Below are 15030 nucleotides of genomic sequence, written 5' to 3'. Positions count from 1 at the left end.
TTGTGATGCATTCGTTTTTTCAGGAACTCAAGCAAGGTAGTCAGGCTTTAGGTTTAGAGCTCAGTGATGAGGCTTTAAATTTATTACTCAAATACCAAGATGCTTTGGTGCTATGGAACAAAGCGTACAACCTCACTGCAATTCGTGACCCGAAAGAAATGCTAGTGAAGCATTTGCTAGATAGTCTGAGCATCCTCAAAGATTTGCCTGCAGGTCGTTTACTGGATATTGGTACTGGCGGTGGTATGCCGGGCATGATTATTGCCTTGTGTCAGCCTGAGCGCGATTGCGTGTTATTGGACTCGAATGGTAAAAAGATTCGTTTCTTAAAACAGTTTATTGCCGATTTAAAACTGAAAAACGTCGTGGCAGTTCAGACCCGTGTTGAAAATGAAGACAGCATCCGCGAGTTAGGTCAGTTTGATGTAATTACCAGTCGTGCTTTTGCATCTTTAACTGACTTTGTAGCCGCGTCAAAACCATTTATGCATGAGCAAAGTATTATTGCATCTATGAAAGGTTTGATTCCTGCCGATGAAGTAGAGGCATTGAAAGATGAATTCAGCTGTGAAATTATCGAGCTTAAAGTTCCGCGCTTAGACGAACAACGTCATTTACTTTTATTAAAACGTATCTAATTTTCAAAGGACTGGGGTGATCATGGCACAAATTATTGCGATTGCGAACCAAAAAGGTGGTGTCGGAAAAACCACAACCGCAGTAAATTTGGCAGCATCTTTGGCTGTTTTGAAAAAGCGCATTTTATTGGTCGATATGGACTCACAAGGCAATGCCACCATGGGTTCAGGCATTCAAAAAAATGATTTGCTGTATTCAGTGACCGATGTATTGTTGGGCGAAGTGCCGATTGAAACCGCAATTAGCAAGGCAGAAGTTGGTTATAAAGTCTTGGGTGCCAATCGTGATTTGGCAGGGGTTGAATTGGTGATTGCTGAGCAAGAAGGGCGCGAGTTTATTTTGCGCAATGCCTTGCAAGAAGTTGCCAAAGACTTTGATTATATTATTGTCGACTGTGCACCAAGTTTAAGCTTAATTACAGTAAACGCTTTAGCAGCAGTGCAAAGTGTGATCATTCCAATGCAGTGTGAATATTACGCACTTGAAGGTTTGGCTGACCTGACGCAAACCATTGACCGTATTCAACAAGCACTCAATCCTGATTTAGAAATTATTGGTGTATTGCGTACCATGTATGATGCGCGCAATGCCTTAACCCGTGACGTGTCGGAAGAATTATCGCACTATTTTGGTAAAAAATTATACGATACCGTGATTCCGCGTAATGTACGCTTGGCAGAAGCACCTGCACACGGTTTACCCGTCATTTATTTTGAAAAAAGCTCGAAGGGTGCAGTTGCCTACCTGAATTTAGCAGCTGAAATGTTGAAAAAAAGCAAAGTGAAAAAAGGAAGTAAAGCATGACCACAAAAAAACGCGGATTAGCCAAAGGTCGTGGTTTGGATGCCTTATTGGGGTCAATCCAGAAAGAAAAATTACAACTTGAAGTGCAATCTTTAGATCATGGTCAGCTAAAACAAATTGATGTCAATTTATTAAAACGTGGTGAATATCAACCGCGTCGCTTTATTCAAGAGCAAGATTTACAGGAATTGGCGGCATCTATTGAAAAACATGGTGTAATGCAGCCAATTGTGATTCGTCCGATAGATGACGAACAACATCCTTATGAAATTATTGCAGGTGAGCGTCGCTGGCGTGCTGCACAGTTGGCAGGTTTAACTGAAATTCCTGCAATTGTGCGTGATTTGACCGATCAGGTCGCGATTGCTTTGGCATTAATTGAAAACATTCAGCGTCAAGATCTCAACCCAATTGATCAGGCAATGGCGCTGCAACGCTTTCACGATGAGTTTGGCTTGAGTCATCAAGAAATTGCCGAAACAGTAGGTAAAGCACGTACCACGGTCAGTAATTTATTGCGTTTACTCACTTTGGCTGAGCCTGTTAAAGAGTTGATGCAGCAAGGCTTGCTAGATATGGGTCATGCACGTGCTATTTTAACTTTGAAAGCTAAAGATCAGCTCAAAGTCGCGCAGCATGTAATTGAAAAGAATTTATCGGTACGTCAAACCGAACAGTTGGTACGTGACTTTAATGCGCCAAAACAAGAAAAGCCGAAAACGGCTATTGCGCCTGATATTCAACAACTCACGCAACGTCTTTCTGAGCGTTTTAGTGCAGATGTTAAAATTGATTATAACAAGCAAGGTAAGGGCAAATTGACCATCAGTTATCACTCTCTGGAAGAGCTGGATGGTATTTTAAATATTTGCCTGTCCGATTAATTTTAATTCGTATTTTATTGGGGAAAAGCGAATGTGGGAATTGGTAAAAGCAGGTGGCTGGCTGATGCTGCCGTTGGTATTGTGCTCGGTATTTACCGTTGCAATTACCATTGAGCGTTTTATGCGTTTAAAGAGAGCAGGTATTTTGCCCAATGCGTTGTTGCTCAACCGCGGGCAAAGTTTAGCGACTGTGTTGCAACAACTGAATCAAAGTGCCAACTTAAAAAACAGTACATTAGGCCGTATTTTTGAGGCGGGTGCGCGTAACAAACAACAATCAGAACACTATGCGCGTGCACAAATGGAAGCGACAGCTTCACAAGAAATTGGTTATTTAGAAAAAAATATCAACTTCTTGGGTACGCTCAGTGCAGTTGCGCCATTATTGGGTTTATTGGGTACAGTGCTTGGGATTATTGAATCATTTTTAGTGATTGATGTGGGTGCAAGTAATCCAACCTTAATGATTCCAGGGATTTCTAAAGCCTTAATTACCACTGCTGCAGGTATGTTAATTGCAATTCCAGCCTTATTTGCCTATCGTTATTTTCAGCGTTTGGTGCAAGAATATACTGCTGAGTTAGAGCAGCAAGCGACTTTGTTTCACGCAGGATTATTTCATCAGAGTCAACCTCATCAGCTTGATGCGGATGTGCAAGATGTGAAAAAAGTAAGCTAAGGTGAGTTTATGAAATTCAAACGCTCGCAAGTTGAAGATATTCATATTAACCTGACTCCAATGATTGACTGTTTACTGTTCATCTTGGTGTTTTTGTTGCTTTCGACCACATTTAACCAATTTAGCCGTATGAATTTAACTTTGCCAGATGCGCAAGGCGTACCACCAAAATCTTATGAACATAAAATTGAAGTCGTGGTAGATTCTTCAGGGCATTATTCTGTCAATGGTCAGGCACTTTCGACTAAGGAAGTGGCAGATTTAAGCACAGCAATTAAACAAATTTCTCAAGATCGACGTGATTTAATGTTTATCATTGCTGCAGATGCCAAAGCCACTCATCAAGATGTGATTCGAGTGATGGATGTCGCAGGACAACTTGGTTTCGTCAACATCAATATCAGTACGAAAGTCCCAACTCGAGGTTATTAGTGAAGAAGGATTTACAGGTCTATCGCCGTCTTCTGAGATATTTGCTCCCATTTTGGGGCTTGGCAATCTTGGTGATTATCGGTTTCGCCATTAATGCAGCCACAGAAGTATCTGTGGCAAAACTCTTGGAAAAAATTATTAATGCCATTCAGGAGCGTGACCAATCTTTCACCACACTATTTCCGCTATTAGTCATTGCACTGATGTTTTTCCGTGGTTTGGGAACTTTTATTGGCGGTTACTATACCGCAGTGATTTCACGTAATTTGGTATTCAATATCCGTCAGGAAGTCTTTGCTAAATTGCTGCGTTTACCTGCACAGTATTACTTAGATAATACCAGTGGGCACATTACTGCCAAAATTATGTATAACGTAGAGCAGTTGACCGCTGCATCTACAGAATCGCTGCGTACATTGGTACAACAGGGTTTGATTACACTCGGCTTGCTCGGCTATTTGCTGTATACCAACTGGCGTTTGACCCTCTGTATTTTGGTATTTGGCCCATTAATTGGCTTGCTGATTCGTAAAGCTGCAAAACGCATGCGTCGTTTATCTATTCAAGTACAAGACACCATGGGGGATGTAAACCACGTGGTGCAAGAAACGGTGAATGGTAATTTGGTCGTCAAAGGTTTTGGTGGTCAGACCTATGAACAAAGCCGATTTAAAGAAAACTCTTTAGAAAACCTGCGTCGTGGTTTAAAGATGGTGGCAGTGCAGCAATTGAACAGCCCTGTGGTGCAGTTCATTATGTCCATTGCTTTGGCAATTATTATCTGGATTGCCTTACGCCCAGAAATTCTACGTGATATTTCAGCAGGCGAGTTTGTAGCCTACATTACTGCCGCAGGTATGTTGAGCAAACCAATTAAAGCCCTTACCGATATTAATGAAAAATTACAACGCGGTTTGGCAGCAGCGCATTCGGTTTTTGAATTGCTCGATATGCCTGAAGAAGATAATCACGGGACGCTTACACCAGACCTAAAAGGCAATTTGCAATTTAAAAATGTGAATTTGGTGTATTCCGATGGACACCATGCCATTCATGATTTCAATCTAGATGTCAAAGCAGGCGAGACAGTGGCTTTAGTTGGGCGTTCAGGTGCGGGTAAAACCTCATTGGTCAATCTGTTGGTACGTTTTCAGGAAGTATCTTCAGGGAAAATTTTGTTTGATCAGCATGATATTCGTGACATTGAGCTGAATAGCCTGCGTTCACAAATTGCTATGGTCAATCAGCAAGTGGTATTGTTTAACCGTACGGTGCGTGAAAATATTGCCTATGGTCAGCTTGAAGGTGCGAGTGATGAAGCAGTGATTGCTGCAGCCAAAGCGGCTTATGCACATGACTTTATTATGGCTTTACCGCAAGGCTACGACACAGCATTAGGTGCGCAAGGCTTGAATTTGTCTGGTGGTCAGCGACAACGTATTGCCATTGCACGTGCAATCTTGAAAAACGCACCAATTTTAATTTTAGATGAAGCCACCAGTGCTTTAGACAATGAATCTGAATACTTTATTCAACGTGCATTTGATGCGGCCATGCAAGACCGTACCACCATTGTCATTGCACACCGTTTATCTACCATTGAAAATGCTGACCGTATTGTGGTGATGGATCAAGGACGTATTTTAGAACAAGGAACTCATCAGGAACTCATAGCGCAAAAAGGCGCGTACTTCCAGTTGCATCAACGTAACTTCGAGGAACATTAACTCATGGCTTTGGCACAATTTATTCAGGACGCTTGGCAGCAACAGGCCAAATGGCTGGTTGTGCTTAGACCCTTGTCTTTATTGTACCGTGGTTTGAGTTTGCTCAATCAAAACTTATATCGTTCAGGTATTAAAACCGCTTATACCGCGCCCGTACCTGTGATGGTGATTGGCAATATTACTGTGGGTGGCAGCGGCAAAACCCCTTTGCTGATTCACTTGGTCAAATATCTACAAAGTTTAGATGTTTGTGTTGGCGTGATTAGCCGTGGTTATGGCGGAAAAGGCCCATTTCCAGCCTATGTCAGCATTGACGCTAATGTTGACGTAGTGGGCGATGAACCGACTTTGATTGTGCAATCTACAGGCGTACCGATGGCTGTGGGGCCAAATCGTCAAAAAAGTATTGAATTGTTACTTGCACAGCATGAATTGGATTTAATTATTAGTGATGATGGTTTGCAGCATTTGGCTTTAAACCGTCAATTGGAATGGATTGTTTTAGATAATAATCGTGGTTTGGGTAACGAGAAAATATTGCCCGAAGGTTATTTGCGTGAACCAAAATCTCGATTAGAGCATGCCACGGTGATTGAACATGCAGCGCAACCGAGTTCTGAATTAAATATGCATTTGGCCGTTGCAGCGCCATACTTATTGCATCCCGCACAAGAATTAATTTTTGATCCGACCCAAAATTTTTATGCTGTCGTGGGCATTGGCTTTCCTGAGCGGTTTTATAAAACTTTAGAGTCGATGGGTGTGACCCAATTTCAATGCCATGAGTTTCCAGACCACCATGACTATGAAATTACCGATTTGCAGTTTGAAGATTCGCAACCGATTATTACCACAGAAAAAGATGCAGTAAAGTTATTGCCTCTGTTAAAACAATATTCAGATTTTCAGCGTGAAATTTGGGTTGTACCTGTAGATGCAGTATTGTCATCGGCCTGCTATGTCACCTTACATCAACAATTGAAACAATTGGGTTTAAACCTGCCTGAAAGACCATGATAAGGAAAATTATGAAGCACATTGTTATCCCTGCACGTTATGCTAGTTCACGCCTGCCAGGCAAACCTTTACTGGAAATTCATGGTCGTGCCATGATTTTACGTGTGGTTGATCAGGCAAAAAAAGTGGCAGGTTTTGATGACTTGTGTGTGGCGACCGATGATGCTCGTATTGCAGAATTATGCCGTGCCGAAGGTGTAGATGTAGTGCTGACTTCGGCAGACCATCCATCAGGTACAGATCGTTTAAGTGAAGTGGCGCGCATTAAAGGTTGGGATAAAAACGATATTATCGTCAATGTGCAGGGCGATGAGCCACTTTTGCCTGCGCAATTGGTGCAACAAGTGGCGCAGTTGTTAGAAGCTCAACCTGAATGCTCGATGTCTACGCTATGTGAGCCGATTCAGCAACTAGATGAATTTACTCGCGACAGCATTGTTAAAGTGGTCATGTCTAAACACAATCAGGCTTTGTATTTTAGCCGTGCCACGATTCCTTATGACCGCGATGGTGCAAAAGCAGCGACACCACAATTGCATGCACATGCTTATCGTCATTTAGGCTTGTATGCGTACCGTGTGGAATTGCTACAAGAATATGTGACTTGGGAAATGGGAACATTGGAAAAGCTGGAAAGCCTAGAGCAATTGCGTGTATTGGAAAATGGACATCGTATTGCCATTGCAGTTGCAGAAGCCAATTTACCACCGGGTGTAGATACCCAAGCAGACTTAGACCGTTTGAATGCAATGGATATTGCGCATTTTGAGTAAGTGAAATACCTACCATGCAACGTGATGTAATTGGACAAGTATATCCATGGCAGCAACAAGTTTGGGAAAACCTGACAGGGCGATTTCCCAAAATGGGGCATGGTTTGTTATTTTTTGGCAAACAGGGTTGTGGTAAAGAAGCCTTCGCACAGCAATTTGTGGCTTGGATTTTGTGCCAACAGCGTGATGTGCAATCACAGCCTTGTGGTGAATGTAGTAGTTGTCAGTGGTTAAAATCAGATACACATCCAAATTATGTCTATATCAGCACCGATGAAGAGAATAAAAAGCAAAACGCGAAAATTAAGATCGAGAAGATCCGTGATTTATTACCTTTTGTCCAGCAAACGGTAGATGGCTGGCGGGTGATTGTGATTGAACCTGCTGAAGCCTTAAATATTGCATCTTCCAATGCGTTGCTGAAAACCCTCGAAGAACCGGGTGATCGCATCGTGATTATTTTGCTGGCAGATCATTATCTTAAATTACCTGCAACCATTCGTAGCCGTTTGCAGCATTTTGCTTTAGACCGTATTGATGCTGCACAGGCTACGGCATATTTGCAGCAGCATTTGCCCGATTTAGATGCGAACAAACAGCAATTGTTGATGAATTTGTCTAATCAAATGCCATTGCAGGCTTTGCAGTTGGCACAGGCAGAATGGCTGGAACAGCGTACAGATTTTCTGAAAGACTGGTATAAACTGGTGACGCAAAAAAATATGCCGATGGCAATCGCAACCAAGTGGAACAAGGCGCTGAGCTTTACTGATTTTAGTCAGATGTTTGAATACTTGTTGTGTGATTTAATTTGTGTCAAGCTAAATCAAAGCATTAAAAATTTGGATTTAAGCACCGCTTTGCAGCATTTGGCTGAACAATATGACTTAGAAAGTCTGTTTGGTTTATATGCAGAATTACAGCAAGCCAAGCCAATGCTTGAGCAAAACGTGCAAAGTAATCTAGTGCTTGATCAATTATGCATTAAGTTAATGAATATTTAAGGGGAACATCATGCAACCACGTATGGGTGGTATTATTCAGGCCAATATTCCTGATCTTGAAACGCTATATTTAAGTTATATGCCATACGTTGTGGGCGGTGGCTTATTTGTACCCTCAAAACAACCTGTAAAAATGGGCGAAGAAATTTTTGTACTCGCGACTTTACCTGAGCAATCACAAAAAATTCCCCTAACAGGCAAAGTGATTTGGATTTCCCAAAAGCAAAATGGTATCAAATTGCAGGGCTTTGGTATTCAGCTCAGTGGTGAAAAAGGTGTTTATTACAAATCAGAAGCTGAAAGAATCCTTGCGGGGCTTAAGTCTGACAACCGTACAAGTTACACTATGTAGGTAGTTTGCTTTTAGGAAAAAATCGTGTTTGTAGATACACATTGTCATTTAACCATGTTGGATTTAAGCCCTTATGATGGTGACTTAGATGCAGCAATTGCACAGGCACGTCTCGCAGGTGTCTCTAAAATAATGGGTATCTCGGTTGAGTTAGACGATCATATTGGCTTGGCTGCAATTGCAGCTCGTCATGCTGATGTAGGTTATAGCGTTGGTGTACATCCCTGTGAAAATGCAGAAAATATGGCACGAGCTACCACAGAACAACTGATAGCTTTGGCACAAGCAGACAAAGTCTGGGCTTTGGGCGAAACAGGTCTAGACTATTTTCACAGTACCGATTTTGTTGCGGAGCAAAAAGCCTGTTTTGCGCGCCATATTCATGCCTCGCAAGCTGTGAAGAAACCAGTTGTAGTGCATACCCGCGCTGCCAAGCAAGATACGGTGGATATTATCCGTGCTGAAAAATCGACCCATGGCGTTTTGCATTGCTTTACTGAAGATTGGGCAACAGCCAAAGCGGTGCTAGATTGCGGTTATTATGTGTCATTTTCGGGCATTGTTTCTTTTAAAAATGCACAAGATTTACGTGATGTGGCCAAACAAGTGCCTTTAGATCGTGTGCTTATTGAAACAGACAGCCCATATTTGGCACCTGTGCCATATCGCGGTAAGACAAATGAGCCAAAATACGTTCCGTATGTAGCCAAAGCCCTAAGTGATGTATATGATAAGTCCTTAGAGGAAATGGCTTTCATAACAACACAAAACTTTGAAAACCTGCTCAAAGGACATTAATTTACACGCTGGATGTGTGTAAATGTGGCGCATGTCCACGTGAAATATGAAAAATTTTAATTGATAGAATAGTGAAAAGAGAGTTTATCGGGTGAAGATGGATCGTCAGGCTCAGTTTCGAGCAAGAGAAACGTTAATTTTCCAAGTAGCAGAGCAATTGCTTTTGGAAAATGGTGAAGCAGGAATGACCCTTGATGCTTTGGCAGCAGAACTGGATTTGGCCAAAGGGACTCTATATAAACACTTTCAAAGTAAAGATGAGTTGTATATGTTGCTCATTATTCGTAATGAGCGCATGTTGCTAGAAATGATTAAAGATGCTGAAAAGCAGTTTCCAGAACATTTAGCATTTTTTATGCTGCATCACTTGCATCATCCTGAGCGCACTGTGCTTTTTCATCAAATCGAAGAACGTCTTTCTACCACAGGTGTCGGAATTGGATTGTTGTTCAGTGAGCTGTATCAAGTCCGTAAAAGCCGATTACGCATCATTATCCGTATGACTGAACAATATTTAGAGTCTATTCATAGTCACATGGAAGTACGTGATTATTTGGCTTCCATTTGGGCATTGACGCATGGTGCTGCAGCAATTCTAAATTCAAGCTTCTATCAGCGTTATTTGGGTTCGCGAGATACTTTACGTGTGGCCTATATTGATCAGGCTTTGGCTATGCCAAAGCAAGCACAGTCTTTTGAACAATTGACCTAATTAAAATATGAACACTCCACTGTCTTCGGTACGCGGTTTCACGCTCATTGAATTGATGGTGGTGATTGTGATTATGGCAATCATGGCATCACTGGTTTTAATGAATATTGGTGGTGTCGATCAGCGTAAAGCCATGCAGGCGCGGGAAGTGTTTTTATTGGATTTGCGCAAATTGAACCGTGAAGCCAATGATCAAGCACGAATTTTTGCTTTAAATTTGCATACCGCAACAGATGTTTCTCCTGCACGCTATGAGGTATTGGAATATCAGCCTTACGCCTCAGAGCAGCAATTAAGCCTGCAAAATAATCAAAAATGGCAAACTTATACAGAATTTAAAACGAGAATTTTGCCTGAACAAGTTTCTATCCAAATTTTATCTTTAGAGCAAAATTATCCGCAAGCGAATCAGAGTGAGTTATTGCAAAGTAATGCGCCTGCCTTGATTTGGTTAGGAAATGGTGAAGCTAAACCTGTGCGGATTCAGTTTTATTTTGAACAACGTCCTGTAGGTGCGGAAATAGAGGTCGATCATTTAGGGAAAATCCATGAAAGTTAACGGATTTACACTGCTTGAAGTGATGGTCGCTTTAGCTATTTTTGCAACGGCCGCCATGGCCATGACCAAAGTAGCCATGCAGTACACTCAATCTACCGCAAACGCTATTTTAAGAACCAAGGCACAATTTGTGGCCTTGAATGAAGTGGCATCTATGGAAATGAATCGCCAGTGGTTAAGTGGCACCGAGTCAAAACAGGTTACCCAGCAGGGCGAAACATGGCAAATTGACAAGTCTACTCAAGCAACCATTAGCCCAAATGTACAGCGTGTGGATATTCTAATCAGTTTATATGATACAGAGATTGGACAGGTTGAAGCAGGGGTAACGTCTTTGGTGTTTTTTAATGCACGTGAGCAAAACCCATGAGTGCAAGAAAAGGCTTTACCCTAGTTGAGTTATTGGTTGCGATTGCCATTTTTGCTGTGCTGTCTGCATTGGGTTGGAAAGTATTTGACTATTTATCTAAAGTCAAAGACCGTAATGCCATGCATGAAGCTAATTTAGAACAGTTACAAGAAAGCTATCAGCAAATCTTACGTGATACATTACAGGCTGTGCCTTTGGCTGCGAATGTCAAAGGGCAGCAACAACCTGCATTGGTCTTACAGAATGGACGTTTTAATTTTAGTAAAACAGGTGTGACTGATCCTTTGCAACAAGGTATTTCACCGAATGAACGTGTTGAATATCAATATCGTGCCGATGAAAAAAAGGTGTATCGTTTAAAATATCGTAATTTGCATCAAACAGGGCATGACCAGCCTGAATCGAGCGTGTTGTTGGATCAGGTCGATGCGTTTGAAATAGTGGTTTTAAATCCTCAAACATTAAATAGCTGGCCAGAAAACCCGATCGATCCAAACCAAACCGAGCAGCTTCGAATTTTACCCAAAGGCATAAAAATTAATTTGACTGTGCGTGATGTACAGTATGAATGGGTTTTTAGCTTATTACAGACTGATTTTTTAAATAAAAATAACCAAAATAAATAAAGACAAAGGGCGGCCATGCGTTTACACCATACACAGACCTCACGCATTATCAAATCACAGCAAGGCATTGCCTTAATCACGATTTTGATGTTGGTTGCCTTGGCTACAATTTTGGCGGCGACCATTGCTAAACGCCAAATGTATACTAGCGAGAATACAGCTTATTTAATGCGACAAAATCAGGCGCTTTTGTATGCCAAAAGTGCTGAAGTATTTTTTTTGGAATTGCTGCAAGATGATGCTAAAAATGCAGGGCAGGTCGATCATTTACAAGAAAACTGGGCGAAACCGATGCCGCCATTTCCAGTCGAAGATGGCTATGTGTCAGGTGTGCTACAAGATGAGTCGGGTAAATTTAATTTAAATAGTTTGCTGACACCTGAAAATCAGATCAATGAAAAAGCGAAAAAGTATTTTGAAAAATTGTTGCAGCGAGTTGGTTTTCCTGCGCAGTTGAGTGAAGCAGTAATTGACTGGCAAGACCCAGATGATGAGCCGAGTGGCGCAATGGGTGCAGAGTCAAGTTATTATCAAGGTTTACCGCTGCCATATTTGCCGCCTAATAATTTATTCCACAGTGTTGAAGAATTAAAACAAGTCCGAGGTTTCGAGGGCGCTAAGTATCAGTTACTTATGCCTTATGTGAGTGCATTGCCAAAACGTGACACGACCATCAACATCAATACTGCACCAGCATTAGTGTTGGCGAGTTTAGATGAAAAGCTGGATGTTGCTGCTGTACAAAATTTATTAGACCGTCGCAATGCCAACTTAGAACATTTTAGTAATGTGAATGCGTTGTGGGAGTTGGAAGACTTTCAGAGTGTAGATGCATCAATACGCAACGAGTTTTCAGGTTTGCTGGGTGTGCAATCCAATTATTTTAAAGCGAAAATAGAAGTGGTGTTGAGTGAGCGTAAACGACAATTTAGCAGTGAATTGGTACGTAGTGAGAAAACGGTTGATGTGGCATATCGAAGTTTGACACCTTTTTAATTGGTTTTAATTGAGCGAGGATTGCTGAGCTTTTGATCTTAGCCCAAATTGACATGAGAACGCATCTTTAAATACTGTTATTGTCAGGCAATCTGAGGGCTAAAATTAGCTTATTGTTCACGTTTTGCATTATAATTATAAGGAGTATCCCCCAAATATTGTGATGACCTAACGACACATGATAATTCGTAAGTTATTTAAGTTTGAAAATGCGCATATTGTGCGTAATTGCACTTCAGACCGTTGCAAGCGCTCGATTCATGGTCATAGCTATAAAGTAGAATTGTTACTGAAAGCTTCAAAACTTGATCATGGTCAAATGGTGTATGACTTTGGCTTACTCAAAGGCGTTATTAAAGAATTATTTGATGCCTTCGATCATGCAATTTGTTTTTGGGAACATGATGACCCTGAGTATATTCAGGCCTGCAAAAAATTTAGTGCACGTTGGGTCTCTTTGCCAGTGTCACCATCGGCAGAGCAGTTTTCTCGCATTTTCTTTTATTTGGCACAGCAGGTATTGGCATCGACCATCACACAAAATGGGGAAGGTGATGTAGAGGTCTATTCTGTGATTGTGCATGAAACCGATACTGGCTATGCACAAAGCTTTTTAGAAGATATTGAAAATGCACAAATGGGTGAGTTGCAGTTAGCGCAAATCCATTTTTCTGATCAAGTGCAGGCAGAGTGGTCAGACCCTCAAATGTATGAAAAATTAAAACAGGGGATGAAGTTTCAAAACCCTAATGTTGAGTTACAAGTCAAACTTTAAACCAGACCATTAGACATCTACAAGGATTGATACAAGCATGTCTTTTACTGAGCAGCAATATGCGAGCTTAAACAAAGTCCAGTTGGATGACAGTTGGAAATACAGCTTGGCTGAATTTTTATTAAGTCCTCAAATGGATGCGCTACGTGAGTTTTTGTTGCAAGAAAAACAACAGAATAAGGTGATTTATCCACCAAGTTCGCTGATATTTAACGCTTTAAATACCACCCCTTTAAATCAGGTGAAAGTGGTTATTATTGGGCAAGACCCTTATCATGGGCCAAATCAAGCGCATGGACTCAGCTTTTCTGTGCAAAGAGGGGTTGCATTACCCCCATCTTTGCGTAATATTTTCCATGAGTTACATACAGATTTAGGTATACCTGTTCCACGCCACGGCGATTTAACCCATTGGGCGGAACAAGGGGTGTTGTTACTCAACAGTGTGTTAACTGTACAAGCAGGACAACCAACCTCGCACCAAAAGCAGGGTTGGGAAGATTTTACAGATCATGTGATTGATGTGTTAAATCAACAACGTGAGCATATTGTGTTTATTTTATGGGGCGCATATGCACAACGTAAGGGACAACGTATAGATCCGAATAAACATCTGATATTGAAGGCAGCACATCCATCGCCACTGGCAGCAAATCGTGGTGGTTTTTTTGGGTGTAAAGTATTTTCAAAATCAAATAATTATCTTAAACAAAATGGCATTGAGCCTATAGACTGGCAGCTGGACGCATGACACATTCTCCCATTTCAAAAGAATACCACCCAGATTTAATTGTAGAAGAAGCAAAAAATGGCTGGCGCATTGTGCGTTTGAATCGCCCAAAATCATTGCATGCTTTGGATGAATCAATTGTTTCTGCATTATTGGCAGTATTTGAAGACTTTCATACCGATGACAGTGTGAAAGCAATTTGGCTGGATTCAACTACACCTAAAGCGTTTTGTGCAGGCGGTGATGTGCGTAAGTTACGCCAGTTGGTTATTAATGATGAAGTTGCAACCGCCAATAAATTCTTTGAGCAAGAATATGCACTGGACTTGTTGTTGCATAACTATGCCAAGCCAGTGTTGGTTTGGGGTGAAGGTTATGTGATGGGCGGTGGTTTAGGTCTCTTCATGGCTGCGCCATTCCGTTTGGTAACACCATATTCACGTTTAGCGATGCCAGAAATTAATATTGGCTTGTACCCAGATGTAGGTGCAACCCGCTTCTTGGCAGACCGTGGTGCGATTGGTTTGTTCACTGGTTTAACAGGTTCAATCATGACTGCAGCGGGTGCCTATGGTATTGGTTGGGCAACCCATATTTGTGATGCACAACGCACTTCTGTATTAGAAAAAGTCATTAATATTGACTGGAATCATTACCCTGCAGGTGACTTCCGTGCCATTGATGACACCTTGAACAGTATGCATCGCCCAGTAGGTCCAGGGCCATTACAAAACTCTTTGGATGTGATTCAAAGCGTGTGCCGTGGTGTGAGTTTTGAAAGTGACTATGAGTCGATTATTGGTTTGAGTGATGCGCGTAGTGACTGGTTGCGTCAAGCCAGTGAAAATCTGCAAAAAGGTTCACCAACCACAGCGGCTTTAACTTGGTTGTTATGGCAATGGGGTAAGCAAGTTCATTCTTGGAATGAAGTATTTGAACTAGAAACGCAAATTTCTGACTGGAAAATCCGTCACGCAGATTTTGTAGAAGGTGTGCGTGCGCGTTTAGTTGATAAAGACTTGGCACCTGCATGGCAACAAAACGGCAAGATTAATCTCAAAAATATTTTTGTAGATAATCCACCTGTGACCACTATTGAAAGTTGGAATGAATTGTTAAAGCAATACGAAATTATTTAATTTTTCATTCTATT

The 15030-nt window shown here is 41.5% G+C and carries 19 protein-coding genes; all 19 read left to right on the top strand.

What is annotated here, in order from left to right:
* Positions 1-5: 5 nt before the first annotated feature.
* The 19 genes from rsmG to FTU35_RS03150 all read left to right on the top strand — a co-directional run bounded on the left by rsmG (position 6) and on the right by FTU35_RS03150 (position 15016).
* Positions 6-638 carry a 16S rRNA (guanine(527)-N(7))-methyltransferase RsmG gene (rsmG, locus tag FTU35_RS03240; protein WP_131261485.1) on the top strand — a complete coding sequence of 211 codons (633 nt, stop codon included), beginning with the start codon at positions 6-8 and terminating at the stop codon, positions 636-638.
* A gap of 22 nt (positions 639-660) precedes the next feature.
* Complete coding sequence (locus FTU35_RS03235) at positions 661-1443, top strand: ParA family protein (RefSeq protein WP_096901175.1); 783 nt, start codon at positions 661-663, stop codon at positions 1441-1443.
* On the top strand, positions 1440-2327 hold the full coding sequence (locus tag FTU35_RS03230) for a ParB/RepB/Spo0J family partition protein (RefSeq protein ID WP_180044047.1): 888 nt from the start codon (positions 1440-1442) through the stop codon (positions 2325-2327). Before FTU35_RS03235 ends, FTU35_RS03230 begins: the two co-directional genes overlap by 4 nt.
* Positions 2328-2358: 31 nt before the next feature.
* Positions 2359-3006: a MotA/TolQ/ExbB proton channel family protein gene (locus tag FTU35_RS03225; RefSeq protein WP_004976814.1), complete on the top strand. Its 648-nt coding sequence runs from the start codon at positions 2359-2361 to the stop codon at positions 3004-3006.
* A gap of 9 nt (positions 3007-3015) precedes the next feature.
* Entirely contained in the window at positions 3016-3438 is a 423-nt protein-coding gene (locus FTU35_RS03220) for a biopolymer transporter ExbD (protein ID WP_004976812.1), read from the top strand.
* Positions 3438-5165 carry a lipid A export permease/ATP-binding protein MsbA gene (msbA, locus tag FTU35_RS03215; protein WP_096901171.1) on the top strand — a complete coding sequence of 576 codons (1728 nt, stop codon included), beginning with the start codon at positions 3438-3440 and terminating at the stop codon, positions 5163-5165. Before FTU35_RS03220 ends, msbA begins: the two co-directional genes overlap by 1 nt.
* Positions 5166-5168: 3 nt before the next feature.
* Positions 5169-6182 carry a tetraacyldisaccharide 4'-kinase gene (gene lpxK, locus FTU35_RS03210; RefSeq protein ID WP_180064499.1) on the top strand — a complete coding sequence of 338 codons (1014 nt, stop codon included), beginning with the start codon at positions 5169-5171 and terminating at the stop codon, positions 6180-6182.
* 11 nt (positions 6183-6193) lie between these two features.
* On the top strand, positions 6194-6955 hold the full coding sequence (gene kdsB, locus FTU35_RS03205; protein ID WP_004976805.1) for a 3-deoxy-manno-octulosonate cytidylyltransferase: 762 nt from the start codon (positions 6194-6196) through the stop codon (positions 6953-6955).
* 14 nt (positions 6956-6969) lie between these two features.
* Positions 6970-7959: a DNA polymerase III subunit delta' C-terminal domain-containing protein gene (locus FTU35_RS03200; protein ID WP_004976804.1), complete on the top strand. Its 990-nt coding sequence runs from the start codon at positions 6970-6972 to the stop codon at positions 7957-7959.
* 10 nt (positions 7960-7969) lie between these two features.
* Positions 7970-8311 (top strand): PilZ domain-containing protein, encoded by a 342-nt coding sequence (locus FTU35_RS03195; protein WP_168419015.1) that lies wholly within the window; start codon positions 7970-7972, stop codon positions 8309-8311.
* 24 nt (positions 8312-8335) lie between these two features.
* A complete protein-coding gene (locus FTU35_RS03190; RefSeq protein ID WP_180064498.1) occupies positions 8336-9109 on the top strand; it encodes a TatD family hydrolase in 774 nt (257 codons plus the stop codon).
* A 97-nt stretch (positions 9110-9206) separates the two neighbouring features.
* Complete coding sequence (locus tag FTU35_RS03185; RefSeq protein ID WP_168419013.1) at positions 9207-9821, top strand: TetR/AcrR family transcriptional regulator; 615 nt, start codon at positions 9207-9209, stop codon at positions 9819-9821.
* Between the two features lie 7 nt (positions 9822-9828).
* A complete protein-coding gene (locus tag FTU35_RS03180) occupies positions 9829-10380 on the top strand; it encodes a prepilin-type N-terminal cleavage/methylation domain-containing protein (RefSeq protein ID WP_180064497.1) in 552 nt (183 codons plus the stop codon).
* Positions 10370-10750, top strand: coding sequence for a type II secretion system minor pseudopilin GspI (gene gspI / locus FTU35_RS03175; protein ID WP_180064496.1), 381 nt, complete (start codon positions 10370-10372; stop codon positions 10748-10750). The genes FTU35_RS03180 and gspI overlap by 11 nt, the downstream gene beginning before the upstream one ends.
* On the top strand, positions 10747-11376 hold the full coding sequence (gene gspJ, locus FTU35_RS03170) for a type II secretion system minor pseudopilin GspJ (RefSeq protein WP_180064495.1): 630 nt from the start codon (positions 10747-10749) through the stop codon (positions 11374-11376). Before gspI ends, gspJ begins: the two co-directional genes overlap by 4 nt.
* A gap of 15 nt (positions 11377-11391) precedes the next feature.
* A complete protein-coding gene (gene gspK / locus FTU35_RS03165; RefSeq protein WP_180064494.1) occupies positions 11392-12372 on the top strand; it encodes a type II secretion system minor pseudopilin GspK in 981 nt (326 codons plus the stop codon).
* A gap of 178 nt (positions 12373-12550) precedes the next feature.
* Positions 12551-13147, top strand: coding sequence for a 6-carboxytetrahydropterin synthase (locus tag FTU35_RS03160; RefSeq protein WP_168419009.1), 597 nt, complete (start codon positions 12551-12553; stop codon positions 13145-13147).
* Between the two features lie 37 nt (positions 13148-13184).
* On the top strand, positions 13185-13898 hold the full coding sequence (gene ung / locus FTU35_RS03155; protein ID WP_168419008.1) for a uracil-DNA glycosylase: 714 nt from the start codon (positions 13185-13187) through the stop codon (positions 13896-13898).
* Positions 13895-15016, top strand: coding sequence for an enoyl-CoA hydratase/isomerase family protein (locus tag FTU35_RS03150; protein ID WP_180064493.1), 1122 nt, complete (start codon positions 13895-13897; stop codon positions 15014-15016). Before ung ends, FTU35_RS03150 begins: the two co-directional genes overlap by 4 nt.
* The last annotated feature ends 14 nt before the right edge of the window (positions 15017-15030 follow it).

The sequence above is a fragment of the Acinetobacter sp. YH12095 genome, from assembly GCF_013419245.1.
Classification (GTDB): domain Bacteria; phylum Pseudomonadota; class Gammaproteobacteria; order Pseudomonadales; family Moraxellaceae; genus Acinetobacter; species Acinetobacter towneri.
The sequence above is the reverse complement of the archived record's forward strand: the minus strand, read 5'-3'. Positions and strand labels throughout refer to the sequence as shown.